Annotated in this window: 22 protein-coding genes, 3 tRNA genes, 1 pseudogene and 1 riboswitch; of the genes and pseudogenes, 5 read left to right on the top strand and 21 right to left on the bottom strand. The window is 37.4% G+C overall.

Annotated features, from left to right (window positions below; all coding sequences use genetic code 11):
- Positions 1-42: 42 nt before the first annotated feature.
- The 6 genes from ACFX4N_RS03340 to ACFX4N_RS03365 all read right to left on the bottom strand — a co-directional run bounded on the left by ACFX4N_RS03340 (position 43) and on the right by ACFX4N_RS03365 (position 4,123).
- Positions 43-1,443, bottom strand: coding sequence for a Na+/H+ antiporter NhaC family protein (locus ACFX4N_RS03340; RefSeq protein WP_043982340.1), 1,401 nt, complete (start codon positions 1,441-1,443; stop codon positions 43-45).
- A gap of 215 nt (positions 1,444-1,658) precedes the next feature.
- Positions 1,659-1,730, bottom strand: a tRNA-Gly gene (locus ACFX4N_RS03345).
- 19 nt (positions 1,731-1,749) lie between these two features.
- Positions 1,750-1,831, bottom strand: a tRNA-Leu gene (locus ACFX4N_RS03350).
- A gap of 26 nt (positions 1,832-1,857) precedes the next feature.
- Positions 1,858-1,931: transfer RNA gene (locus ACFX4N_RS03355), tRNA-Trp, on the bottom strand.
- Between the two features lie 221 nt (positions 1,932-2,152).
- Complete coding sequence (locus ACFX4N_RS03360; RefSeq protein WP_013056941.1) at positions 2,153-3,547, bottom strand: phospholipase D-like domain-containing protein; 1,395 nt, start codon at positions 3,545-3,547, stop codon at positions 2,153-2,155.
- A 306-nt stretch (positions 3,548-3,853) separates the two neighbouring features.
- Entirely contained in the window at positions 3,854-4,123 is a 270-nt protein-coding gene (locus ACFX4N_RS03365; RefSeq protein ID WP_013056940.1) for a hypothetical protein, read from the bottom strand.
- A 504-nt stretch (positions 4,124-4,627) separates the two neighbouring features.
- On the opposite strand from ACFX4N_RS03365, the gene ACFX4N_RS03370 reads away from it, so the two are divergent.
- From ACFX4N_RS03370 to ACFX4N_RS03380, 3 genes are all read left to right on the top strand, one after another.
- Positions 4,628-5,746, top strand: a complete 1,119-nt coding sequence (locus ACFX4N_RS03370) for a GerAB/ArcD/ProY family transporter (protein ID WP_340643109.1) — start codon at positions 4,628-4,630, stop codon at positions 5,744-5,746.
- Between the two features lie 96 nt (positions 5,747-5,842).
- Entirely contained in the window at positions 5,843-6,076 is a 234-nt protein-coding gene (locus ACFX4N_RS03375; protein WP_013056938.1) for a hypothetical protein, read from the top strand.
- Between the two features lie 26 nt (positions 6,077-6,102).
- Positions 6,103-7,224 (top strand): GerAB/ArcD/ProY family transporter, encoded by a 1,122-nt coding sequence (locus tag ACFX4N_RS03380; protein ID WP_013056937.1) that lies wholly within the window; start codon positions 6,103-6,105, stop codon positions 7,222-7,224.
- Between the two features lie 25 nt (positions 7,225-7,249).
- Here ACFX4N_RS03380 and ACFX4N_RS03385 read toward each other — a convergent pair whose 3' ends face one another.
- From ACFX4N_RS03385 to ACFX4N_RS03430, 9 genes and pseudogenes are all read right to left on the bottom strand, one after another.
- The gene (locus ACFX4N_RS03385; protein ID WP_013056936.1) at positions 7,250-8,584 is read right to left on the bottom strand and encodes an FAD-dependent oxidoreductase; all 1,335 of its coding nucleotides are present in this window, start codon (positions 8,582-8,584) and stop codon (positions 7,250-7,252) included.
- Positions 8,585-8,825: 241 nt separating this feature from the next.
- Positions 8,826-9,258: pseudogene (locus ACFX4N_RS31100) on the bottom strand (YrvL family regulatory protein).
- Between the two features lie 83 nt (positions 9,259-9,341).
- Complete coding sequence (locus ACFX4N_RS03400; protein ID WP_013056933.1) at positions 9,342-11,423, bottom strand: DNA topoisomerase III; 2,082 nt, start codon at positions 11,421-11,423, stop codon at positions 9,342-9,344.
- Between the two features lie 127 nt (positions 11,424-11,550).
- Entirely contained in the window at positions 11,551-13,206 is a 1,656-nt protein-coding gene (locus tag ACFX4N_RS03405; RefSeq protein WP_098548557.1) for a DUF2339 domain-containing protein, read from the bottom strand.
- A gap of 173 nt (positions 13,207-13,379) precedes the next feature.
- Complete coding sequence (locus tag ACFX4N_RS03410; protein WP_013056931.1) at positions 13,380-13,616, bottom strand: hypothetical protein; 237 nt, start codon at positions 13,614-13,616, stop codon at positions 13,380-13,382.
- 99 nt (positions 13,617-13,715) lie between these two features.
- Positions 13,716-14,159, bottom strand: coding sequence for a hypothetical protein (locus ACFX4N_RS03415; protein ID WP_029321599.1), 444 nt, complete (start codon positions 14,157-14,159; stop codon positions 13,716-13,718).
- Positions 14,160-14,312: 153 nt separating this feature from the next.
- Positions 14,313-15,341 carry a spore photoproduct lyase gene (splB, locus tag ACFX4N_RS03420; protein ID WP_025752275.1) on the bottom strand — a complete coding sequence of 343 codons (1,029 nt, stop codon included), beginning with the start codon at positions 15,339-15,341 and terminating at the stop codon, positions 14,313-14,315.
- A 111-nt stretch (positions 15,342-15,452) separates the two neighbouring features.
- Positions 15,453-15,701 (bottom strand): transcriptional regulator SplA domain-containing protein, encoded by a 249-nt coding sequence (locus tag ACFX4N_RS03425; RefSeq protein WP_016764006.1) that lies wholly within the window; start codon positions 15,699-15,701, stop codon positions 15,453-15,455.
- An 84-nt stretch (positions 15,702-15,785) separates the two neighbouring features.
- The gene (locus ACFX4N_RS03430; RefSeq protein WP_013056927.1) at positions 15,786-16,745 is read right to left on the bottom strand and encodes a LacI family DNA-binding transcriptional regulator; all 960 of its coding nucleotides are present in this window, start codon (positions 16,743-16,745) and stop codon (positions 15,786-15,788) included.
- 124 nt (positions 16,746-16,869) lie between these two features.
- Between ACFX4N_RS03430 and ACFX4N_RS03435 the strand changes: the two genes are divergently transcribed.
- Entirely contained in the window at positions 16,870-16,998 is a 129-nt protein-coding gene (locus ACFX4N_RS03435) for a hypothetical protein (RefSeq protein ID WP_255256027.1), read from the top strand.
- A gap of 39 nt (positions 16,999-17,037) precedes the next feature.
- Here ACFX4N_RS03435 and ACFX4N_RS03440 read toward each other — a convergent pair whose 3' ends face one another.
- The 3 genes from ACFX4N_RS03440 to ACFX4N_RS03450 form a co-directional block, all read right to left on the bottom strand.
- Positions 17,038-18,348, bottom strand: a complete 1,311-nt coding sequence (locus ACFX4N_RS03440) for a Na+/H+ antiporter NhaC family protein (protein ID WP_013056925.1) — start codon at positions 18,346-18,348, stop codon at positions 17,038-17,040.
- Positions 18,349-18,434: 86 nt separating this feature from the next.
- Positions 18,435-18,541, bottom strand: a riboswitch (SAM riboswitch).
- Positions 18,542-18,642: 101 nt separating this feature from the next.
- The gene (locus ACFX4N_RS03445; protein ID WP_057273117.1) at positions 18,643-19,410 is read right to left on the bottom strand and encodes an ABC transporter permease; all 768 of its coding nucleotides are present in this window, start codon (positions 19,408-19,410) and stop codon (positions 18,643-18,645) included.
- Positions 19,403-20,314 (bottom strand): ABC transporter ATP-binding protein, encoded by a 912-nt coding sequence (locus tag ACFX4N_RS03450; RefSeq protein ID WP_013056923.1) that lies wholly within the window; start codon positions 20,312-20,314, stop codon positions 19,403-19,405. The genes ACFX4N_RS03445 and ACFX4N_RS03450 overlap by 8 nt, the downstream gene beginning before the upstream one ends.
- A 170-nt stretch (positions 20,315-20,484) precedes the next feature.
- On the opposite strand from ACFX4N_RS03450, the gene ACFX4N_RS03455 reads away from it, so the two are divergent.
- Positions 20,485-20,925 (top strand): YtoQ family protein, encoded by a 441-nt coding sequence (locus tag ACFX4N_RS03455; RefSeq protein ID WP_025752263.1) that lies wholly within the window; start codon positions 20,485-20,487, stop codon positions 20,923-20,925.
- A gap of 153 nt (positions 20,926-21,078) precedes the next feature.
- On the opposite strand, the gene ACFX4N_RS03460 is transcribed toward ACFX4N_RS03455, so the two are convergent.
- From ACFX4N_RS03460 to ACFX4N_RS03470, 3 genes are read right to left on the bottom strand one after another with little or no spacing between them, the layout of a single operon-like run.
- Positions 21,079-22,290, bottom strand: a complete 1,212-nt coding sequence (locus tag ACFX4N_RS03460; RefSeq protein WP_057273116.1) for a Ger(x)C family spore germination protein — start codon at positions 22,288-22,290, stop codon at positions 21,079-21,081.
- Positions 22,274-23,401, bottom strand: a complete 1,128-nt coding sequence (locus tag ACFX4N_RS03465; RefSeq protein ID WP_082611718.1) for a spore germination protein — start codon at positions 23,399-23,401, stop codon at positions 22,274-22,276. The genes ACFX4N_RS03460 and ACFX4N_RS03465 overlap by 17 nt, the downstream gene beginning before the upstream one ends.
- A gap of 3 nt (positions 23,402-23,404) precedes the next feature.
- Complete coding sequence (locus ACFX4N_RS03470; RefSeq protein ID WP_057273115.1) at positions 23,405-24,982, bottom strand: spore germination protein; 1,578 nt, start codon at positions 24,980-24,982, stop codon at positions 23,405-23,407.
- Positions 24,983-25,164 lie beyond the last annotated feature (182 nt).

A 25,164-nucleotide genomic window follows, 5' to 3' on the forward strand; every position in this document is an offset into this window, starting at 1 on the left:
GAAAAAACTAAAAAATTGATACTAGATGGCTATTTCTCTCATTCAAAACAAGAAAGATACAACGAGATAAAAAGCAACTGTTATTCCTGCTGCAATTAAAGCTGGCTTTAATTTATACTTGGCATATTCAATAACAGATAAATCTAATATTTTGGCGATGGTATTCGTATCGTCGCTTAAAGGTGAAGAAAACGCTCCAAATGAACCGCTCGCAAATACCGCACCGATAATCAACGGTAAAGAAAGGTCTGCAGAACTTGCAAGCGATACGCCAAGCGGCATTAAAATCCCCCACGTCCCCCAAGCAGACCCGATAAAGTAAGAAATAGCAGCTCCAAACACAAACATAAAAGGAGTGACAAACATTTGAGGAATCCACTTAGAATGTGCCGTCACGAAATTCGAAAAACCCAAGTCTTCTGTAACAGCGGATAATCCCCATACTACCGATAACAACAGAATAACGGACATTAAGTCATTGCCTCCTGTGATAAAACCATTAAGCAAATTCTGTAATGTAAAGCGCTGAAATAAGAAAAAAATGAGGGTAATTAACGTAGTCATAATCAAAGCTACTACCATCGCTTCTAGTACGTCTGCTTTAATAAATGCTTCAAAAAAGGTGTGACTTTTATGATGTCCACTCCACCATGTTAAAAGTAAGGTGAGTGAGATCACAACAAGTAAAGGCACTAAGAGATTCCAAGGCTTAGAAGGCAAATCCTTCGATACGCAAGGATGACAATCATGCCAATCTTTTTCGTCTTCTTCCTCAAGCTTCATAGGAGCCGTAGATGTTGAATGATGAAAAAAGCTTAAATAAATCCCTACTAAAATAATTACAATCGAAAAGAAATTATAAGGAATACTTTGAATGAACAAAGAATAAGCGTCTTGTTTTATGCCTTGATGATCAATCGCCATTTGAATGATTGATACCATATATCCTACAAATGCCGTTGCCACAGGAATTAAGACGATAACAGGAGTAGCAGTTGTTTCAATAACAAACCCTAGCTCTGCTGTCGTCATTTTCACTTTTTTCAGCAGCGCTCTCATGATGGGCGCGATCGTAACAAAACGAAATGTCGGAGCACTGAATGTCCCAATGGTTGAAACATAGGTTAAAATAAGGGCTTTTTTTCTTGTATCAATTCTTTCTGCAGCAGTTTCCACAAACCCCTTAACTCCTCCAGCCATCTTAATCATTCCGATAAGCCCTGAAAACGCGTATAAAAAGACGACGATTTCTATATTACTTTTATTTCTAAGAGCTTGTACAACGTAGTGAAGTAGCTTTTCAACACCTCCAATAATCGAATGATCAATCAAATAAGCGCCTACTAATAAGCCCAAAAACAACCCTGGCAGCACTTGTTTGGTGAAAATAGCTATTGGAATAACAATTAAAAACGGTATAATGGAAAACCAACTAGATTCCATAGGACTCTCCCCTATCTTAAAAACCATATTAGATGTCTTCACGTATCGTTCATTAGCTTTTAATGTAACCCCAATATTATGTGTATATTCACGAAAACAACACGTATAAGCAGTACTGCTTTAATAAAATATTTCTGATTAAAAACAGCATAATAAAACTCTTTATTTCTACAACAAAAAAAGCAGTTTGCACATGCAAACTGCTTTTGAAAAGAAGCGGAAGACGAGGTTCGAACTCGCGACCCCCACCTTGGCAAGGTGGTGTTCTACCACTGAACTACTTCCGCGCATATATGAAAGTAAAGATGCGGGTGAAGGGACTTGAACCCCCACGTCATAAGACACTAGATCCTAAGTCTAGCGCGTCTGCCAATTCCGCCACACCCGCGTGTGAACTAAAAGATAACTCCAAAATGGCAGGGGCAGTAGGAATCGAACCCACACTGACGGTTTTGGAGACCGTAGTTCTACCTTTAAACTATGCCCCTAGAAATGATTTCTTCAAAAGAACCTCGTTTATTAACGACGCTATATCATAATAAAACATATATGGAATTTCGTCAATAGGTCTTTTGATAAATCATAACTAGTACTAGCAGTTTCAAAAAAACTGTGAGGCATATCACAGCTTTTTACACATTCCCTTCACCAGCTGCAGTCTTCTTTAATCTCCGCTATTTGTTTTTAGAGACTCTACTGTAACTCAGTACTATACAAAATGTCTCCAAAATCGCGTAAAGACCGAAAGAATATGTAGAAGTGCAGATTTTACAGGAGGCGCGTTTTTTTGAGAATCCGTATTAAAATCCACAGGTTCTCCCTCATTTCCCACAAGCATACTGTGAGAAATTTTAGTTTCAATAGCTCCTGTTAACTCGGCTGCAAATTCTTTACTATCTATCATAACCATGGATTCAGTATTTAAAAATGCAGAGCGGGAATCTAAGTTAAAAGAACCAACTGCACTTAAACGCTGATCATAAACAACAGATTTCCCGTGAATTGAATAGGGCTTTTGATATTCATAAAGCTTTGAACCAGCTTTTATGACGTGATTCTTCACTCCCAAATATGCAGAAAAAGCCATAGCATTTGGAGTGGATGTAATAGAATTAGTTAAAATAATTCTTTGTACTTTGGGTTTTACCCGCTTATCTATATACCGTTCCATCTCTTTTGTTGGTACGATATAAGGGCTTTGAACAACAATGGATTTTTCAGCTTGTTGGGAAAGCTTAATAAATGTTTTCCATATAAAAGGGCTTTTATTAATTCTTTGAATAGGATTTGTAATAAAAGAAACCTTTCTTGTAGGCATCGTTGATTCTCTCCATACAATGTAAGGATGGACAAAAGGTTCGTTTGCTTTTTTGGCCTCTTCGTATTGATCTATTAACAATTTTTTTCCTGAAAGACCACGAAATTGTTTAGTCTTCTTGAGCTTTTGAAAAGCTTTGCGTGTATACGGATGAGTCCATAATTTCTCTACATACTTCTCCATTGAGAGAATGACACTATGACTTTCTTGCTTTGTGTTATAAATGAGCACATCACGGTCATAGACAAAATTTTTATCTGGTTGACTGGCCAAGTATTTATCTCCAATATTTCGTCCTCCAATAATACCTAATTGGCCATCGACTACTATTATTTTATCGTGAAGACGATTATGCCAGGTCCAAGGTTTAAAAATAGTGAAGGGCTCATAGTACTTTAATTCTATATTATTGTGGAAAGCTAGAGCATAAAGAACATTTTTTCTCTTGCCTTTTAATCCATGAGAGATCCCGTCTAATAGCACTCGAATACGTATACCTCGATCCGCAGCTTCGAATAAAGCGCCCATAAGTAAATCCGAAGAACGACCTTTACCGATGGAAAAGTAAGCAATATCAATTGTATGCCTCGCTTCTTGAATCATCTGCATCCGAACAAGCCCTGAAAAATAACCGTTTTCCAAAAGCATAACCCGGTCTGTGGATTCTTCCTTTCCGTAAAAATTCTCAGTATTCATTACTTTTAAGTCTTTCCCCTTGTGCAAAGGGACATAAAACAGTACCACTGCAGTTACGAATACATATATGAAGTACAATACGACAATCATTATTAGTATATTTATTAGCATGTTCCTGTCACAATCCCTTTCCATTCTTATCGTTCTGTTTTTATTAGGATTCTTACTTTTTTAACTTCTATACCTTTTAAAATAAGAATGGAATGATGGATTATTTGCTACACCACTGTTGATTTCCGTGCAAGTCTTCGCCTTTCCCCCAAACAATAGCCAGAAGCAATTATATACACGAAACCTACGTTCACACTACCAATAAAAAAAGCAGAAGTTCATTATCTTCTGCTTTTACAATTTATACCCTATTGTGAACCTGTTCTAAGTAAAACAGCGGCTCTTTTATTGATTAAGGTTGTTCTCCATATCTTTTATATCTTGCTGAAACTCTGTTAAACGCTGACGCTGTGTTTCAGAAGCATTTTCAAGCGCATTCTCAATTTGCTGAGAGGCTTCATTCACTTCACCTATCGCTTGCTTCGCTTCATGGCCGTACGATGCATCATTTTTAGCTTCATTTGCCTGTTCATATGCATCTACTGCTTCTTTATGCCCCTGCTGTGCTGCTTGAAACGATTGTTGTTTATCTTTATTGTATGGGAATTTTTTCATCATAGTGCTCCTTTCCATTTGTTCACTCTTTAGTGTGGCATTTTTCTACATATTCATACGACGCTTCAATAGGTTAAAGCTAAGTGTATATTCCTCATAACAAACCCCTCAATCATATAAGAGCCCTAGAAAATATCTTCTATCTCCTGCAATACTTTCTATATTTTACAGAAATGTATAATGACTTTCTTTAGCGGACATCATACGAATAGCTTATCTGAACGAAAAAATGTATTGGGGTTGACTGCATGCACTTGTTTCTTTCCTTTTTGATCATTTGTGCAGGGATTATATGGATGGAAATAAAAAGATTACCTCAACACTCTCATAAAAAGGAACGGAACATTTTTATTGTGTTCATGACAATCAGTATCATAATCGCTCTTGCAAAAATCTTTCGGCTGCCTCTACCGAACCCTTCTGATTGGGTAGAAGTAATGTTTCAACCTTTAAGTCACTTATTATTCCGTTGGATCACTTAATTAGTGTATATGGCAAAAGGATGTGCTCATTTTGCTTAATGAAATCAATATTTCAGCTGCGCAGTTTCGCAAATTAGTAACTTTGTATAGCATCGGAAGCACAATTATTGTTGTACCTGCCGCTATTACAGCTGATGCTCATCAAGATGCCTGGATTGCCGCACTCTTCGGTGTTGCATTAGGAATTGGCTTAGTTTTGCTTTTTACCTCACTAGGAAAAATGTTTCCAACGCTTACGCTGATGGAAATGAACGAAAAAATTTTTGGCAAACTATTTGGAAAGATTGTTTCTGCTGTTTTTGTGTTATCCAATTTATTTATCAGCAGTCAAGTTCTTTACTATGTAGGGAATTTTCTCACTACACAAATTCTTCCCTACACCCCGCTTACAGCCATCCACATTGCATTTATGGTTGTGGTCATCGTAGGAGTACGCCTAGGAATAGAGGTTATTGCACGAAGTGCCGAGATTTTATTCCCTTGGTTTGTCGGATTATTCGGGCTTCTCATTTTGTCTATGATCCCTCAAATTAAAATAGAGCATCTTCAGCCTGTGTTCGAAATCCATCCAAAAGCTTTTATTCGTGCTGTTTTAACGTTTTTAAGCATGAGTTCTTTGACTTATACGATTCTGCTTATGATTTTCCCTTCCCATACACCAGACACGAAAAAGGCAACTCAATCCTTTTATATAGGTAATATAGCCGGTGGACTAGTGATGGTTACGTTAATCTTACTCGGAATTTTAGTACTTGGTCCTTATTACTCCCAAATCACCATGTTTCCAAGCTATGAATTAGGAAGAAGAATTGATGTAGGAAACTTTCTTCAAGGAATTGAAGTAGTCATTGCTATTTTGTGGTTTATTACTCTCTTTTTTAAGCTTTGCATTTACTTTTACGCTATTCTTTTGGGGTTTGCCAATGTATTTCATATAAAGGATTACAAGCTGTTTTCTTTTCCAGTCGCACTCATCATGATTACCCTTTCCCTTATTGTGTATCCAAGCGTTTCTTATCAAAAGGATTGGGATACAAAAACGTGGATTCCCTACAGCTTACTTGTAGGCATCTTATATCCACTTTTCCTTTTAATTGCAGGGTTTATTCAAAACAAAAAGCGGCGTTCTAGCAATGGATAGAAACTCAAAAACCTTTAATAAAGAATGCACCTTCAGTATAAGTAATTATTTTTCAGGAAAATATAACACTAATTATTCATGTATAGGAGCTAGTGTATGCTAGGGGTATTGGGTTTACTTATTGTTTGCACGCTCGTCATTTGGTTTGAAGTACCTAAACTACGGCATAAAAAAGCGAAGAAAGAACTATGGCTATTCTATACAGTTCTTGCAATCGGAATGGTGGTAAGCATCTGTAAAGCACTTGGTTTAAATGTTCCAAATCCTTCTGATTTATCAGCTGCTATCTTCAAGCCAATCAGCATATTTTTATTTCATTTATTATCTTAATACGTTAAGACGAGGAAGTGAATACAGTGAAACCTGTAGTTAAAATTTCAACGATTCAATTTCGCATGCTCGTTATGCTTTATACAATTGGAAGCACAATTGTTATTGCTCCAGCAGCTATGACTGTAGATTCCAAACAAACCGCTTGGATTCCAGCTATCCTTGGAGTAGTATGCGGATTTGTATTAGTAAAAGTATATATAGCTCTCGGACTGTTATTTAAAGATAAAAATCTGATAGAAATCAATGAAGCAGTGTTTGGAAAATATCTAGGAAAAGGTGTATCTTGTTTATTTGTCACGTCTACTGTCATAACATGCAGCCGCATTGTATACTACGTGGGGAGTTTTTTAAATACTCATATTATGATGGAAACTCCGCTGATTGCTATTCACATTATTTTTATGCTTGTGGTTGTGTTCGGAGCAAGACTCGGACTAGAAACCATCGCACGCTGCTGTGAAATATTTTTCCCTTGGTTTATTGGCCTTCTCGGAATTTTCATCTTCTCACTGACTCCTCAAATGAAAGTCCAAAACCTTATGCCTTTATTAGATATTCACTTAAAGCCGCTGACTCATTCGGTTTTCATCTTTCTTAGCATCACTTATTTTACTTTTGCTCCTCTAATGATGGTATTTCCTCTTCATTTAAGAAAACCTGAAAAAGGTGCTAAAGCTTTAATGAGCGGAAGTCTGTTAGGTGGATTTATTATGGTAGCGATCATTCTCTTTTGTATAATGGTTATTGGCTCTTATCATTCTTCAACTACCATGTTTCCTGTATACGAAATGGCTAAGCGAATTGAGCTGGGGAATTTTTTGCAAGGAATTGAAGTAATTATTGCTATTATATGGTTTCTTACTCTTTTCTTTAAAGTTTCTCTTTATTTTCATGCTTCTATCGCTGGGCTTTGCCACATTTTTAACGTTAACGAAACTCGATTTCTAACGTTACCGATGGGGTTAATCGTTACAACTTTTTCTATTATCGTTTATCCAACTATTATCTATCAAAAAACATGGTTAGCCGAAACGTGGATTCCCTATAGTTTTTTCGTAGGGGCTTTTTATCCTTTTATTCTTCTTATTATAGGCTGGATCCGCTTTAGACCTGCTAAAATAAAAAAGATAATAAAATCTACATAAAAAAAGCAGGTAGTCACCTGCTTTTTTATGCTTGAAGCGCTTGAAGTCCTGCTTGGTTTAAGAAATGCCAAGGCTTATTAAAGTGCGGTTGAAAGAAAAAGTCCATAAAGCCAAGCTCATCGATGGTCATTTCCTGCTGTACACATACAGACAATGTATTGATTGCTTGAGTAGCATCAATTTTAGAAATAACCTGTGCGCCTACAATTCGTCTTGTTTCTTCTTCAAATACTACTTTCAACGTAATATTTTCGTACGTTGGCATGAATTCAGGTCGGTTATTCTCTGATATTGTGATACTTTTCACATTCATATCAAAAAGAGAAGCTGCTGTTTCAGTTATGCCGGTAGATGCAACATTGTAATCATAAATATGCAGACCTGACGTTCCTTGTGTTCCCATATACTTAATCGTTGACTTAACAAGGTTTTGAGCTACTAATGTTCCCATTCTAACTGCATTTGTAGCAAGCGGAATATAGGCATGTTTCTTAATCGGATTATAGTAAATGGCACAGCTATCTCCGGCAGCAAATATATCTTTTTTGCTTGTTTGCATATATTCATCAACCACAATTGCGCCGTTTGGAAGCATGTCTACTTGTCCTTTTACTAAGTCTGTATTTGGACGGAAGCCAACACACAGAATAACAAGATCCGCTTCGTATTCGCCTTCAGTTGTCACTACTTTTTCAACAGATCCCTCACTGCCTACAAATTTAGTAACCGCTTGGTTTAATGCTAATTTAACTCCTCGATTTTCAAACTCAGTTTCCATTAGATTCGTAAATTCTGGATCAAGATATTTATTTAAAATGCGATCAGCACTATCAATAAACGTGACTTCTTTTCCATACACTTCGAATGCTTCTACTAATTCTGCACCAATATAGCCTGCACCAATTACGGCTATTTTCTTCGCTTGCTTCGCTTTTTCAATAATGTGATTAGCATGCTGATAGTTTTTACAAAGCACAACATTATTTAAATCGATGCCTTCAAGGTTTGGAATGATCGGCCATGATCCAGTTGTCATCACTAATTTATCAAATGTATCTTCAAATTCTTCGTTGGTTTCTAAATTTCGTACAGCTATTTTTTTACCATCTGTATCAATATTCGTAACTTCATGTTTCATTTTCATATTTACACCCATCTCTTGCAATTCAGACGGTGAAGAGTAAAATAAGCCATTTGCATCTTTTACGACCCCGCCTACATAGAGCGCAATTCCACAAGACAAAAATGAAACATTATCATTTCGCTCATAAACTGTAATTTTAGCTTCTGGATAAAGTTCTGCCATATTTTTTACTGCTGCCGTTCCTGCATGTGTACACCCTACTACTGCAATTTTCATAGATGATATCCCCCTTAGGATTATAGAAAATATGATATTGTGAATTTATTCACATATATTGTGAAGTGTTTCACATATCTTTTACAATTCTTATTATACAAACATGTTTGTCCTTTTTCAAGAGGTATGTGAAAAAAATCACATACTTTTTAAAAAAAATATGTTACAGGGTTCTTTAAATAGCTTTGAAGCTTGATATGATGCGCTTTTCTTGCTGATGCGCTGTTGATGAAAAACTTCATCAGCTTGTTTTTTTACGTAGAAACTTACTATCCAATGCACTCTCCATCCAAAAAAATAAGACGGATAAAAGAATCATCGCTAAAATAGATAAACGAATTCCGCTCACAAGCAAGTCTGCTATATAAACTGATAGAAAAGTAAAAAATATATCTACAGAAGCTGCAAATGTTACAAATAGTACTCTATTCAGTCTGGCATTCTTCATTAAAAAAATGAGTGTCTTTGAAAAAAGCTATAAAGCCAAATACAAAAATAAAAAATAGAAATAAATATATGGCCCAGTAGGACTCATATTCCACTCCCATTACTTTAAGGAAGCCTATAAAACCAAAAAAATAGCTTCCCATTAGTATCGCTAAAATGATTAGTACCATCGCTCCTACTATAAAGAACGCGATTAAACGATCCATTCCCCTGCTTTTTCTTTTCATTGTTCCACTCCACCTTACTTACTCATCACTTAATCCATATTATACGAAAAAAGTGCGATACCGTGGTATCGCACTTTTCTACATTATTTATCTTTTTTATCTTGAAGGGCTTGTTTTAAAGCATCACCCAAGCTTGAACCAAATGCTCCGTCATCATTATATTTGTTAAGAAGCTTTCGTTCTTCTCGTTTTGAAATCTTTTTCTTTTTGTCCTCAGCTTTCTCCACTACTTGACATGAACGGCATTGGAAATACGTGCCCGCTTTTCCTGAATGAATTTCCATTCGCTTGTGACACTGCGGACAGCGTCGATTCGATAGTTTAGGGTCTTTTGCGCGTCTATAGCTGCACTCAAGGCTTGAACAAACGAGCACTCTTCCTTGCTTTGTTTTCTTTTCTTTCAAGAAAGAACCGCATTCCGGACATTTAGAGCCCGTTAAATTATGAGGTTTGTACGTTTGATTACTCGTTTTTACTTGCTTAACTAGCTTTTCTGTTTGTTCGCGAATATTTGTTAAGAACTCTTTTGCATTTCCTTTTCCTTTAGCAATTGCTTCTAAGTCACGTTCCCACTTAGCCGTAAGCTCAGGCGACTTTAACTCATCTGCTACTAGGTCAATCAGCTGCTTTCCTTTTTTGGTTGCGTGCAGACGATTGTTTTGGCGATCAATGGACTCATTTTGCAGAAGTTTTTCAATAATATCTGCACGTGTTGCCGGAGTACCTAAATTATGTTTTTCCATTTGTCCAAGAAGATCCGCTTCTGTATAGCGCTGCGGCGGCTCTGTAAATGCACTTTTCATCGTTACATCTTGAATGAGCAGCTTGCTGCCTTCTTCCATATCAGGCAGCTTCACCGTTGCTTCTGAGTCTCCACCAGAAACTTTTTTGAAGCCTGCATTCACGACTTGCTTTCCGCTTGCTACTAACTGTTCCCCATTTACTTCAAGCTCTGCTTTAACCACTTCATACTCATATGCAGGATAAAATAATGAAATAAATCGCTTTGCAATTAAGTCATACAGCTTTCGTTCATCAGCTGATAAGTCCTGTAGAAACACGGGCTGATCCGTTACGATAATAGCATGGTGATCACTTACTTTTTCGTTATTAACCACTCGCTTTGGCAACTGTGCATTTCTTAAAATTGAACGAACCTCTTCTTTATATACAGCAGAGATGCTTTCCAAACGCTCTTTCATAGTAGAAACCATATCTGTTGTTAAATAACGGGAATCTGTACGTGGATATGTGACTAACTTATGCTGTTCATATAACTTTTGAAGTACATTCAATGTCTTCTTAGCAGAGAAGTTAAAGCGTTTGTTAGCATCCCGCTGCAGCTCGTTTAAGTCATAAGGAAGCGGCTGCGCTTCTTTATGCATTTTGCGCTTAATTGTTTTTACAACTGCCTCACCTGATAATTTTGAGTGCAGCTCTTTTGCGCGTTTTTCATCAAAAATGCGCTTTTCATTGCCCTTTTGCCAAGCCGCTTCAAAAGATGAAAACTGAGCTGTAAGCGTCCAATATTCACTAGGTTTGAATGTGTTAATTACTTGTTCACGCTCAATTATCATCGCAAGCGTCGGAGTTTGTACCCTTCCTGCCGACAATGGTTCTTCGTATTTAGTCGTTAACGCTCTCGTCACGTTTAAACCGATAAGCCAATCAGCTTCTGAACGGCAAACGGCTGAATCATACAAGCGATTAAACTCTGTTCCTGGTTTTAACTGTTTAAACCCGTCACGAATTGCTTTATCCGTTTGAGACGAAATCCAAAGGCGTTTAAACGGCTTGTTCCAGCGTACCTTTTCCATAATCCAGCGTGCTACAAGTTCTCCTTCACGCCCTGCATCAGTCGCAATAATTAACTCTCCAATATCCTTTCTTTTTGCTAGATCGGATACTGTGCGAAACTGAGAACTCACTTTACGAATTACTTTTAATTTCATTTTCTCAGGCATGATTGGCAGATCTTCTAATCGCCACGTTTTATATTGGTTATCATAATCCTCTGGTGTTTGTAATTCAACTAAATGACCGAGTGCCCATGTTACGACATACTTTGGTCCTTCAATATACCCTTTTTTTGTTTGGGTGCTGCCAAGTACGCGCGCAAGATCACGTGCTACACTTGGCTTTTCTGCTAATACAAGTGATTTCATTTTATGTATACCTCCAATTCACTTGTTCCATTATACATGATTGTATACTTTTTGTACGACTTCAAGATTAAGTTTACATAATAATATTATAATAAATAAAGCTGAAGAATTTCTCTTCAGCTTCTAGCTACTTCTTTTTATAAAATAGTCGCGAGATAATTAAACCGATAGCTCCTAAGACGATAAATAACAAGGCCCGTATAGCCATTGGGATAAAAGGTAAATCGTATAAAACAAGTTTAAAAAGTGTTAAGAACAAAATGCCCACACCGATATACGTTGCTGTTTTAAACGTTTTAAGTGATCCTATTACAAATGCTGCAATGGACAGCCCTAACCAAACGGCCGTCATAATAAGCGTTTGCGGATTAGCGGAAAGATGATTGGTGCCAGCGGCCGTAACTTCCGTAGCAAAAATTAAAGAAAGAATAGAAAAAACAATACTTCCTCCAATTTTGAACGTATCGTGCTCATCCTGTTCTGTTTTTTGAATGCTGATCCATATAAATACTAGAATAGAAGCTAACACAACAAGCCAATTTAATGTCGGAAGAGACAGCACTTGTTCGATTGGTGTAACTAAGATATACGTTGCACTCAGTATATAAATTGTATAAGAAAATAGTTGATGAAGTAGATTTTTATACGTCATGGCGATATAGTAAACAGCAAGTCCTTGAATCACATATAAAATGACTCCTTCTCTTAAATCGACGAGCTGATGAATAAAAAACGCTACTGCAACAATTAAATAGGTAATAAAAAATTCAAATTTCTCTTTAGAACTTCTTACTGCGTAAACACCTACTGCGTAAATAATAACTAGCGCAAGCAGCACCATTGTGGTCGTGCCATCGTCAAAAACGGCGAGCAGCCAGCCGTACGTAACTGCTAAACTCGATAGAAGGGTAAACGCATATACTTGGAGTACGGACTGTGATAGAAAAAAACTAGAAATTAAGCATAAATGCTGAATAAGAATCGCCATACCTAATAACTCTTTTACACCATTATCACCAACAAACGAGTAATAAATGAGTAGCGTAAGATTTAATAGTACCGCGGAAAGAACATATAAAATTGAATATTTTTGTTTGATTGCCACATATAAAAAGGCAATATACAGAAGCGTTTCATAGCCAATGAAAACGAGCGCATTAGGCGAATTACTTTCAATAAGAAAAGGAACTAGTACGCCTCCAACCGCGCTAATAATACCTAATGCCTGTGAACGATAAAAGACTGTCGCGATAATCCCTAGGATAATCCAGCTCGCATTTAGTATAAAAGCAAGCGTTGGTCCCGCTAAATGATACAGGCTATGCATCGCAAACGTCGTTAACATGAGAATAGGAATAGCTCCTCCTACAAGTACTCGCCCGAGCACCAACCTGCCCTTTTTAATTTGGAAACGACCTGTCACAGCAAAACCTATTGAAACAACGAAACCGAGAACAACTTTTGCTTTTTCATTCATTAACCCATAGTCAGAGGCTGCTTTAAATCCCCATAATACGCCAATAATAAATACAAAAATAAAAATTCTCGGCAGCCATGTTTGAAAAAGGACTTTTTCCCAATCAACAGGTTCTTCTATTGCCTGTGAGCTTTTAGCTGCTGTTTGAGCAGGACGTTTAGTGGTCTCCTCGCGCTGCTTGGGAGGAGCGTGAACTGTTTTTGATCTTGGAGAATTTGTTTTATATACGAGCGACTTTAGCCTAGCTACGTCTTCTTCTAAACTGCTTATTTTTCGTTCAAGTTCTTCTATTCTTTCTTTTTCCATATTTCCTCACCCTTTCTCTTTAAAGTATTTGTGATGTTTATATGTATATCTTACAGCGCTTAACTATTATACTATTAAAAGGAATATCTCTTAGAAACATTCTATTTTTAGCAAAAAAAAATACAGCGCCCTTTTCAAAAGAAAAGTTCGTTGTATAGGATGTGCTGCATTTTTTATGTCACTTTCTCGCTGTATGTACTATGAAATCCCGCTTCGATGTGGGCTACTTGAAAGCTATGGTGACCAATTAAATATTTAACAATATCCACACGGTCAATTTTACCGGGCTTATTGTTCATTGCTTCTCGCACCATAGATTGAAATGTTTCTTTGCAAAACTTCTTTTCATGAAGCAGAATCGTTTCACAATACTCTTCATGGTCTCCCTCTGAAATACGATAATAATGCATTTCTTTCACCCCTTTTTAATGTTATACCTATTACATACCCCAAATATTGCTATTTTAACAAATTAATTTTATTATTCTTTATTTTTCCATATATATGGTTTATAGGGCAACGTTTCGAAACTCGTCGTTATAAATGCTAATTTGAAGCCGCTGAGAAAAACGTTCTTGTTCGATATATGTTTCAGGCATTAATCCAACAGGATATACCTTAGGGTTTTCGCCACTGCCTAATATGTATACATACATCTTTCCTTCGCTTGTATATCGAACCTTCGTCGAAATACCCCCTTGCCCTTGAAGAGGCGCATAAACAGCTCTTACATTATCTCTTATTTCTTGTACAAACCCATGTAGTTCAATATCAGAATCATAATAATGGTTTGCTTCATACAAGCCGTAAATACGAGACTTATCGATATCACATAATATGTTCCAAAATTCAGATAAATTTTCTTGGAACAACACTTGAATAAAATTTCGTGCAGCTTCTTGCTGTTCGTTTGTTAATTCTTTTGTTAGCGCAAACTCTTCATTTTTTAACATCTCAGTCACCTCCCTTTTGTATGTAATACGACAAGAGATAAAAATAACCTCTTTTTTTCAACTTATTAGCAAGCAATTTATTTTTTTACATTAAAAATTGAAAAGTTATTTTGACTAAGGCGTCAGAATAACTTTTCAATTACTGTAGAATTATTACGTAAAATATTCGATTTTTGCATTCGGAAAATACTGATCAATGTAATATTCCAACGTCTCTCTTAATTCTTGTTCTTCATCTTTTGCGTATACATATTTTCCAATTCCGTAACGCCCCCATTTGTAGCGGCGCTCCTCTTCATTCATCTCAAGCTTTGTTTTCGGATAATTTTTCTCGATTACCCGCTTGGCCGGCTTGGTAAAGCGATGCTGAATCATTTCAAACGTAATATCATCTCTTGACTCCTCAGGTATAGAGGCGTCAAGCTTTTCAAACAACTGACGGTATCCCTCTTGCCAACCTTCATGAATGTAAATAGGCGCCACAATAAAGCCAAGTGGATATCCGGCTTTTGCAACTTTATTAGCAGCTTCAATCCGGTAATCAAGAGGAGATGTACCAGGTTCAAAGTTTTTTATAACATAATCTGCATTTATGCTAAAGCGGAAGCGCGTGCGACCATTATGTTTAGCATCCAATAAATGATCCACGTGATGAAATTTAGTCACAAAGCGCAGTTGACCTAGTTCACTTTCCCCAAAATATTCAATCGCGCGCTTTAATGAATGTGTCAAATGGTCAATTCCTACGATATCAGATGTACAAGCCGCTTCAAATCGCGTTATTTGAGGGGCTCTCTCCTGCATATATTGCTCTGCTTGACCTAATATTTCTTCAACATTCACGTACGTGCGAATATATGGTTTGCTTCCCATTGTTGTCTGCAAATAACAATAGTGACAGTGCCCCATACACCCTGTTGCAAACGGTATTGCATATTCAGCTGACGGTTTAGATGTATCAAATTTCAATGTTTTACGCACGCCAACTACTAAAGTCGACTTGGCATTGCGGTATTTTTGCAAATCATTTTTTCCCGGTATATTACGCACTTGATTATGAGAAGTTGTTTGACGAATCTCAATTCCCATCTTCTCAAATTTTTCTTTTAATTGAACACCAAGCGGGTACTCCATTGCCCCTGGCTCAATATATACTAATTGAGGTACAAAAGGTTTTATCATCATGTACACTTCCTTTTTTCTAATACTAATAGCGTTTGAAAAATAAAACGACTCTATCCTTGGTAATTATTTTTCAAACAAAAAAGACTCTCCGTTTAAGAGAGCCTTGCGTCAGTCATATTGTTCATAATCAAATATCTTATTATACATTTTTTCAGCTTCTTCATATGTTGAATACACGGCATCATCTTCAGCTAACAAATGATAAGACTCATGTAAAAACAGCGCCTTTTCACCTTTGTTTTCAGGATGTTCAACAATTTCAGCTTGATTAATATTCGCAACGTTTGCCGTATGAGGATTTCGGTAAATAACAAATACTTGATCTCCCACTTGATATTCTTTTTTCTCCACGATCATCATCCTTTTCTTTTTTCTTTACTCGTATGATGTCCGCTTTTGCTCATTTTATCCGGTAAAAACCCTCATAGCATCATCAAGAATTCATACGCTTTTACGCTCAATAAACCGAAAAGGGAGCTCAATTTTCTGAGGAACCTTGCTTCCCACTAATGTAAAAAGCGTTTCGCCCATTTCCTTAAGAGGAAGTTCTATCGTTGTTATTTGTAAATAAGAAGAAAGCGGATGATTATCAAAACCAATGATAGCTAACTCACCAGGAACTGAAATACCCGCTTGTTCGCACTGAGCTTTTATTCCAATAGCTACTTGATCGTTTGTTACTAAAAGCGCCTGAGGCCGATTTTTCATCTGCACTAGTTTTTCCACCACTTTTTCACCATCTGTCACGTTCAAACAGCCTTGAAAAACCCATTCCGGATGATAAGGCTGATTTATTCTTTCTACATATTCTTTGTATGCTTGTTGCCGCTGCAGGCTATTTGTACCCGTCATTCTTCCAATACAGTAGCCAATATCCGTATATCCTTTTTCTTTTAAATACATAAGCGCCTGCTTAAAAGCTGCATAATGATCAACGTATACGGAGCGAATAGAACGATTCTGTACGTTTTCGCACACGGCTATCGGCCCGTGCTGCTGATAATATTCAATCGTGCTCCAGCTGCTTGCTCTAGAACAAATAATCACTCCATCAACTTGCTTTGTTTTCAGCATATGAAGCGCTTCTTCTTCTTTTTTCACATCATAGTTCGTCTGACAAATGACAAGCTGATACTGCTTTTCTAACGCTTTAGATGCCACTCCTTCTAAAAGCAGACTAAAATACGGATGATTAATAAAAGGTAAGACGACGGCAATCATATTTGTTTTCCCTTTTGATAAGTGAACGGCATTAATGTTTTGTTCATAATTAAGTTCGTGAATAACCTGCTCTACCAGCCGGCGTTTCTCTTCTTTTACATACGGATGATGATTTAGCACCCGGGATACAGTCGAAACAGATACACCCGCTTTTTTTGCGATATCTCGGATATTTGTCATGTTTTCACCTTTTTCTCTTGCGCTGAAACGCGTTTCATACTTTATTCTCATTATAAAGTGAAACAGCAAGAAGCTAAACCCGTTACCATCGTGTTTTTATTCATTTACGTAAGGAGGTCATTTCATGGGTATTTTATTATTTATTTTATTATGCGGAATTGAAATTGGAGGAGCGGCTTATGCACTTAAACAAAATGAGACGCTTTGGAAGGAGTTAGATGAAGAAAAGCCGACTGATTTTTTCAAACAGTAAAAAACCCTTAAAAAGAACATTCTTTTTAAGGGTTTCATATTACGCAGCTTCTTTAGATGACTTAGACTTTTTATTTAAACGAGGAAATCCAATTACAATCGCAATGATTCCGCAAACCGCTGTTAACATTGGATAGAATGTAAATGGAATAATCTCAATCGGTGAAACTTTAGCAAATCCTGCTGCGAGAAGCATTTGTGCGCCGTAAGGGATAAGCCCTTGAACGCTGCATGAAAACAAGTCCAGCAGACTGGCTGATTTACGATTATCAATTGAATACTTATCAGAGATTTCTTTTGCTAACGGACCTGCTGTAATAATTGAAATCGTGTTATTAGCCGTCGCTAAATTAGTTAAACTTACCAATCCGGCGATGCTGAATTCTCCGCCTTTTTTTGTTTGAATGCGTCGTGTTAATAAATTCAATAAGAACTGAATACCGCCATTATAGCGAATAAGCTCAACCATTCCGCCAATTAACAGAGATAAAATAATTAACTCTGACATTCCGCCAATACCTTCTGTCACAGTTTTAGCAAGAGAAGAAAGCGTGTAGCTTCCGTCAGCTAATCCAATCACGCCGGCTAGCACAATTCCTCCGGTTAAAATGCTTAATACGTTTGCACCAAATACTGCAGCAATGAGTACGCCGATATAAGGCAAGATTTTAAACCAGCTGAAATCTTTAATTTCTACTGATGACGTGTTTCCTAGCGTCATTACAAGCAATAGAATCACTGTAACAATCGCTGCAGGAAGTACGATAAAAAAGTTTACTTTCAATTTATCTGTCATATTTGTTTTTTGCGTACGAACTGCCGCAATCGTTGTATCAGAGACAACAGATAAATTATCACCAAACATTGCACCGCCAATCACACCGGCTATTGCCAATGTAACAGAAACATGCGCTTGCTCACTGATTCCTACAGCGATAGGTCCCAGCGCAGCAATTGTTCCCATTGATGTTCCCATCGAAATTGAAATGAATGCGCCAATAACAAAGATTCCTGCTACGACTAAGCTTTGCGGAAGCACAGAAAGCGCTAAGTTTACCGTTGAATCCACAGCTCCCATGCCTTTAGCGACTTCAGAAAAAGCACCTGCTAAAATAAAAATAAGCACCATAATAATGATATCAGGATGTCCTGCTCCTTTAGCAAAACGCTCCACTTTTACATTAAGTGAATCTTTGCGGTTCATAGCCAGCGCCACAATGGCTGCAATGATAATGGCTACTAATACAGGCAGCTTATAAAAGTCTCCCGTTATAATTCCTGATCCGACAAACAGGACTAAAAAGACGCCCAGCGGTAACAGCGCCCAGCCGTTTCCTTTTTGTTGTTCCATTCTTAACACCTCTTGTTTACGTAATAAAAAAAGACCTCTTCTTATTGATAAGAAGAGGTCTCTTATTTTGTATCATAAGATTACCCTTCTCATCTTCCAAACGAAACATCGTCTGCTGGATTTGGCACCGCACTGCGTACAGCCAGTTGCCGAGACATCATAGGGCCAGTCCCTCCGTCTCTCTTGATAAGAAGTTTATAGTTGTTTTAAAAATAGTCTTTCACTACTGTAATCTCTTTTTATTTAATTGTCAAATGCTATTTCAGAAAAATATATAGTGCGAAAATTCTCACATCAATTAGCTACGTCTCGTTTTAAAAACGCTGCCCAAGCTACGCCCATAAAGAAGACAAAATGCGCGACTAAGACGAAGATTGAAAATGGAATCGTCATGCCGTCAAACAGCGGTTTCATTCCGTCCATATACTGCACAAAGTTCGTGTTGGCAAATAATAAAAATTTCCCCCACCATAAGCCTAACTCTGATACTAGTCCTGTTACAGCTTTCGCGCCGATACTTACGACAATAGCTAGACTTGAAGCAAGCGCGCTGTTTCTAAATAAAGACGACAGCATGAATGCGAACGTCATCATCATAAACGTTTCCATATACGCACTGTCATACGTAAGCGTAATGTTTTTAAGCAGCTGCGCATCTCCTTCTAGACTGGTAAATCCAAAGAACAAGGCTCCCCATACAAACGAAAAAAGCAAATAGCTCAGTAAATAATACAAGCTAATTAAAATGAGGGTTAGGTACTTGGATGCTAAAATCGTTGAACGTCTAGCAGGGCGAATTAAAAGAAGCTTAATGGTACCTGCCTCAAACTCTTTTGCAACCATTGACCCTCCAACAGCAAGAGCAAAAAATTGAACAAGAATGAGCATACCTGAACTAAATGACAGGAAGTTCAAAATGTTGTCTTCCGTTCCCGCACTGTTTGCTACTTTCTTCATTAAAAGAGCCATACAAAGAGTTAAAATACCGATTGTAATAAACGTGACTTTTGTACTTCTTTTATGAAACCATTTCATATGTTCATTTTGAATTAACTTAAGCATGGTGCTCTCCTTCCGTAACGGACATAAACGAATCTTCAAGCGTCTCATACACAGGAGTGATTCGGTAGACTAAAATATCGCTGTCCACTAATTTTCTATTCACAGCTGGAATTTGTTCTTTTACAATCGCCACGTCGATACTATGTGATCTCATCGTTACTTCAAATTCTTGTGATAAAAGATCCGCTGCTTTTTGCGCATCAGACACTTCAAATTCTACGTACATTCCTTGATCTTGACGATTTGGAGATAGATCTTGAATGGCTTTTAACTCACCGTCTTGAATAATGCCAACGCGGTCACATAGTGCTTCTACTTCTTTTAATAAGTGGCTCGCGATTAAGATTGAAATTCCTTCTTCCCTGCAAAGCGTTTGTAAATATGTACGAAATTCTCTCATTCCCGCTGGGTCTAGACCATTTGTTGGTTCGTCTAATAAAAGCAATGCAGGCTTATGTAAAATAGCTTGAGCCACTCCTAAACGCTGTCTCATCCCAAGAGAATACGTCTTCACTTTTGCATGAATGCTGTTTTCAAGCTTTACTAAAGCAATCACTTCATCCAAGCGTTCTGATGTGATCCCTTCATGCATATTCGCAAAGTGTTTTAAATTTTGATAGCCCGTCAGATAATCATAAAACTCAGGGTTTTCAATAATCGCTCCAATTGATTTCATAGCTGATGTAAACTGTTCTTTTAAAGGAAAGCCGTTAACGGTAATCGTGCCCTCTGTTTCTTTAATGAGTCCTACGACGGTACGAATTAGCGTTGTCTTTCCAGAACCATTTGGACCAAGCAATCCGAAAATCTCACCGCGCTCAACCGATAAGGATACATCATGCAAAATGGTTTTCTTCCCAATTACTTTACTGACATGATCTACTTGTAGCACTGTTTCTGTCATCATGTACATCCTTTCTTTAATTAGCAATACGCCTTCTATTGTTTCTCTTTTTTAACTATTTGTCTACTATAACCTTATTTTTGGAAAAGTAGCCCATTCAAATCATTCGTATTATCCGCTTACATTTGATAAAATAAAACAAACTTTAGTTAGAGGAGGACTTCTACATAATGAACTTAACCGTATACCTTGCCGGGCAAATTCACGATAATTGGCGAGACGAAATTAAAAACCAAGCAGAACAATTAAACCTTCCCCTTACCTTTGTCGGTCCCATGACAGACCATGACCGCTCCGACAACATTGGAGAAGAAATTTTAGGAAAACAGCCTAACGCTGTCTTAAAAGATGAAGCTGCTTCTCAAATTAATAATTTACGTACGCAGGTACTCCTAAAAAAATCTGATGTGGTTATTGCTTTATTTGGCGAAAAATACAAGCAATGGAACAGCGCAATGGATGCGGCGACAGCCATTGCATTAGATAAACCGCTAATTTTGGTTCGCCCTGAAAAACTGCATCACCCGCTTAAAGAACTGTCAAACAAAGCCCAGGTTGTAGTCGAAACGCCAGAACAGGCTCTTCAAGCATTAGCTTATATTTTTGAATAGCAAATAAGAGCTGTCGGTTCTGGACAGCTCTTATTTTTCATTTATCCCTCAAGCTCATTACTAGGGGAAATATTTTTTTAGCAAGCTCTAAGGCTATTCCTTTTAGCTTCTTTCATTTTCAACATCAAAACAAGCAAAATTGTACTTAGCTACTCATTTTTTTGATCCTGACGTTCCATAATCTTTAATCATTAATTTTACATCATAGTTAATTGGAACTTCACTAAATGTTTGATCCCAATTGTCTTTAACCCTCATCCATACTCTGGGCCTCTTAATTCTCAATTGGTTTCCGAACCCGGCCACATCGACTTTATATTCTTTTTGCATTTTTTCTACCGTGTTTCTTACGAGGTGTTTCACTTTTTTTTCTGAGTTTTTTTGCACCTTCTGTAAAAATTGATTTTTCAAAGGATTTCCTGAGACCACCCAATTTTCAGATAGCCTCCCCTCGGATTCAATATGCACATTGAAGGAGATGCTATTTCCTTTAACATGAGGTTCAATATGACTTTTCATGGATTCTATTTCGTATACAATCAGCTGACCGGTCTTTTTATCAAAGCTTTTCACTAGCCCGCCTTTCCCTTTTCCTGTGATCCAAGTCAGACCATCTAGTTCTTCTTCATTCAAAAAACCGATCATTTTGTTTGTTTTCCCTTTAATTATGGCAGCACCAGCAAATTTGATTTCCCCATTTGCCGATAATACATTTTGCAATAGAAAACTAGTCCCTGATTCAATATTGCTCTCTAATTTAATGAGCGAAGTGGGAGGTAAAATTCTTGTTGTTCGATAGGCATTTTCCACCATTCCAGCCAAACGAAATGCCGGGATCTCTCCTGCTGTCTTCGATTCTAGCCCGTCGCTAGCTCTCCCTTTACTAATAAGTACAAGACAACTTGGTCTAATCTCATTATCACGAAGAAACTCATTCACTAATTTTCCTAAGCTATACGTTCTTGCAAGAGCCTCGCCAATAATAATTACTTTTAGATGTTGGCTGGCAATCGAAGTCTCTCTTCTCAATGATAATTCACGGGTCATTTGATGAATAGAATCTCCCGTTTCAGCCATATTCACGTAAGCCTTCTGCTGAGATCCTCCTTGGACAGTTGTTGAACTTGCCACTTGCGGAGTGATCAGTTGGTAGGTTGACGTAATCAAGTTCCTTTTGGGATACTCTTCTTGTTCATCAAATTCTTTTTCAGCCATGGACTTGTTAGCTTTATCAAGAGCCATACCTACTCCTAAACTTCGTTCTTCAATTTCATGACTGCTCCAACAGCCCGCCAGAGGAAAGAGCAAAAAAACAGAAAGCAAAACCGATAAGAAGAACCGTACGTGATTAGAGGCTTGTCTCATACTTTTTCCCCTTTATTTTTGAAATGATAAGAAGCAGTACCGGTAAAAAGCCAAATAAAATCAGGGCAGCACTGCCAACCATATCTCCTAATTTAAATACATCATTGATATTTCTAGGAATCATGGAAATGAGATAAATAACCGGAAGCACACCATACATAAATGGATGGATATTTTTTTTAAAAAGCTGAGACAGTCCTAATGAAGCAGCGTAATGGTTAACATTAAAAGAAGTAAACATTTGCATAATCCATACCACCAGCAACAAGGAATCAAAGCGTTCAAAGATTAACCCAGTTAATTCATAACTTCTTATCAAATCAAGCGTAGGCCACGTTCTCGTAACCACTCCATCCACTGAGAACGCTCCGATAACCATCACGACGGTAATAACATAAAGAAGCAAAGGAATCGCAGTACCAACTAGTACAGCTTTTACTGCTTTGTTTGGTTCTTTCATAAATGCCAATATTAAAAGCATGAATTCAGGCCCAGTAAACGCAAGAGCTGTTGTCCTTATCCCTTTTAACACCGGCGTAATACCTGAACCTAGTACCGGGCGCAGATTATCCACTTCAAATATTTTGATACTCATAAAGGCAACAAGTAAAAAAAGAATAACCGTAATAGGTAATATAATTTCAAATATACGGGCAATTGGATTTATTCCCCCTCTTATCAGATAGAGACTTGCCCACATAAATGGCATGATTATAGCCCATTTGGGAGTTCCCTCCAACAACAGATATCCAGTTACCTCTGCCAATGAACGAGCATGAAACCCACCCAGCGCCAAAAAATAACCTATCATGAGGAAACTAAATAACTTGCCTATCCATTTCCCTACAATTTCTTGGCTGTATTGATAAAAGGTTTTTTCAGGGAAGCGTTGACTTAATTTCACCATGATTACCCCTGCTATCATGGTGATTATCCCCCCTAAAATAACAGTTAGCCAAACATCTGGTGTTTTCACTTTTTCCGCAGCTGCCCGGGGCAAGGTAAGAATCCCTGTTCCAAGGATAAAGTTGGTAATAATAATAGTTGTTTGAGGCGTCGTAATACGATTTTTTGAATTTATCATTTCTAACGGCCCATTTCCTTTCATCATAAGCTACCCTTTTCGCAGAGGATCTTTGGTGTGCATCATCTTTGGACGTCGTTTCATCATCATCAGAGGCATACGGACTACCAAGTCTTTCCATTCACTTAAACGATAAGGAACAGCTGGACTCATATAAGGTACGCCGAAACTTTTTAGTTTCACTAAATGGCTCATCATAAAAAGGAAAAATAAGATGACGCCATATAATCCAAGTATGGCAGCACAAAGCATGGCTACAAAACGAAGAATACGCAATGTGATTCCTACACTATATTGCGGAATAGAAAACGATGAAATGGCAGTTAACGCCACTACAATCACCAAAATAGGGCTAACGATTCCTGCCTGCACCGCAGCTTCTCCAATGATTAACCCACCGACAATGCCCATTGCTGGACCAATTGGTTTCGGCAACCGGAGTCCGGCTTCTCTCAAAATTTCGATCGATAGTTCCATAAATAAGGCTTCGATAAGGGCGGGAAACGGAACACCAGATCTTGATCCTATAATAGAAATAGCTAACTTAGTCGGAATTAATCCTGGATGAAATGAAATAAACGCAATATACAAAGCCGGTGTAAAAAGGGAAAGAACCACTGCAATATAACGAAGAAAACGAATGAATGTACCGGGAATCCACCTTTCATAATAATCTTCCGGCGACTGTAACATCATGCTAAACGTAACGGGAGCAATCAAAGCAAAAGGCGTCCCGTCTAATAAAATGGCTACTCTCCCTTCCATCAAAGCAGCAATTACACGATCGGGACGCTCCGTATTCTGTACCTGAGGAAAGGGACTAAGGTAATTATCTTCAATGAGTTGTTCAACATATCCAGACTCCGGTACATTATCAAGGTCAATTTTTTTAATTCGTTTTTCTACTTCTTCAACTAGTTCTGGATCAACAATTTCCTTTATGTAAGCAACAATTAAATCTTTTTTGGAACGCTTTCCTACTTGAAATTTCACCAGCGACAAATTTTCAATATCTCCGCTTCCTCTTAATAAAGAAGTATTATCACTTAAAGATTCAGTGAAGCCTACTCTTGGCCCTCTCACTAATGCTTCTGATACGGGCTCTTCAATCGTCCTTGTTTTTAATTTGCTTGTACCAAGAATTAAGGCAAGTGATAACCCGTCAATCAAAAGAGCCGTAGATCCTGTTAAGACTTTTGATATTACTTCTTTAATAGAATGGACCTCTTCTACATCACTAATTGATAATACTTGGCTTTTAATAAACTGTTTTGAAAGGCTTCCCTTTACGTAAAGCTGATCCTGTTGATATTCTTTTGAAAAATCAGCCATCAATGATGACAAAATATGTTTTTCAATAAGATCTTTATCTGAGAGCCCCTCTACAAAAATAATAGCTGCCTGAATGCCGGTGCGTCCTATAATAAACTCACGAAAATGAACGTCGGAATTATGACCAATTTCATTTTTAATTACTTCTAGAGTTAAAGCTAAATGATCCGTAACATGATTAGGTGAATCTTGATGTATAGATTCCTGTTTGTTTTCCTTCTCGTTCGCATGGTTACCTATTTTTTTCACTGCCGATTTCCATTTTTTCACTTCCATCACTCTTCCTCTGAATTACGAATCCCGCTTAATAATTTGTAGATTATATATGGGATGAAAAAAACCAGAACTGCTTGTATAAAAACTGGCCCTTCTGGAAGATAGGAAACAACTAATTTCCACATGATAATCACCCTATTTATGTCTATGTCAAACCAATTTTAGAAATAAGCACCCGTAAA

The organism is Priestia sp. YIM B13551, assembly GCF_042787905.1.
Classification (GTDB): Bacteria; Bacillota; Bacilli; order Bacillales; family Bacillaceae_H; genus Priestia.

Coding starts and splice junctions, on each gene's coding strand:
- ACFX4N_RS03340 (WP_043982340.1), bottom strand. CDS start 1,443: ATGGAATCTAGTTGGTTTTCCATTATACCGTTTTTAATTGTTATTCCA.
- ACFX4N_RS03465 (WP_082611718.1), bottom strand. CDS start 23,401: ATGATGAAAGGAAATGGGCCGTTAGAAATGATAAATTCAAAAAATCGT.
- ACFX4N_RS03425 (WP_016764006.1), bottom strand. CDS start 15,701: ATGATCGTGGAGAAAAAAGAATATCAAGTGGGAGATCAAGTATTTGTT.
- ACFX4N_RS03415 (WP_029321599.1), bottom strand. CDS start 14,159: ATGTTAAAAAATGAAGAGTTTGCGCTAACAAAAGAATTAACAAACGAA.
- ACFX4N_RS03375 (WP_013056938.1), top strand. CDS start 5,843: ATGCTAGGGGTATTGGGTTTACTTATTGTTTGCACGCTCGTCATTTGG.
- ACFX4N_RS03385 (WP_013056936.1), bottom strand. CDS start 8,584: ATGAAAATTGCAGTAGTAGGGTGTACACATGCAGGAACGGCAGCAGTA.
- ACFX4N_RS03410 (WP_013056931.1), bottom strand. CDS start 13,616: ATGCATTATTATCGTATTTCAGAGGGAGACCATGAAGAGTATTGTGAA.
- ACFX4N_RS03455 (WP_025752263.1), top strand. CDS start 20,485: ATGAACTTAACCGTATACCTTGCCGGGCAAATTCACGATAATTGGCGA.
- ACFX4N_RS03450 (WP_013056923.1), bottom strand. CDS start 20,314: ATGACAGAAACAGTGCTACAAGTAGATCATGTCAGTAAAGTAATTGGG.
- ACFX4N_RS03430 (WP_013056927.1), bottom strand. CDS start 16,745: ATGACAAATATCCGAGATATCGCAAAAAAAGCGGGTGTATCTGTTTCG.
- splB (WP_025752275.1), bottom strand. CDS start 15,341: ATGATAAAACCTTTTGTACCTCAATTAGTATATATTGAGCCAGGGGCA.
- ACFX4N_RS03460 (WP_057273116.1), bottom strand. CDS start 22,290: ATGAGACAAGCCTCTAATCACGTACGGTTCTTCTTATCGGTTTTGCTT.
- ACFX4N_RS03400 (WP_013056933.1), bottom strand. CDS start 11,423: ATGAAATCACTTGTATTAGCAGAAAAGCCAAGTGTAGCACGTGATCTT.
- ACFX4N_RS03445 (WP_057273117.1), bottom strand. CDS start 19,410: ATGCTTAAGTTAATTCAAAATGAACATATGAAATGGTTTCATAAAAGA.
- ACFX4N_RS03470 (WP_057273115.1), bottom strand. CDS start 24,982: ATGGAAGTGAAAAAATGGAAATCGGCAGTGAAAAAAATAGGTAACCAT.
- ACFX4N_RS03365 (WP_013056940.1), bottom strand. CDS start 4,123: ATGAAAAAATTCCCATACAATAAAGATAAACAACAATCGTTTCAAGCA.
- ACFX4N_RS03435 (WP_255256027.1), top strand. CDS start 16,870: ATGGGTATTTTATTATTTATTTTATTATGCGGAATTGAAATTGGAGGA.
- ACFX4N_RS03360 (WP_013056941.1), bottom strand. CDS start 3,547: ATGATTGTCGTATTGTACTTCATATATGTATTCGTAACTGCAGTGGTA.
- ACFX4N_RS03440 (WP_013056925.1), bottom strand. CDS start 18,348: ATGGAACAACAAAAAGGAAACGGCTGGGCGCTGTTACCGCTGGGCGTC.
- ACFX4N_RS03405 (WP_098548557.1), bottom strand. CDS start 13,206: ATGGAAAAAGAAAGAATAGAAGAACTTGAACGAAAAATAAGCAGTTTA.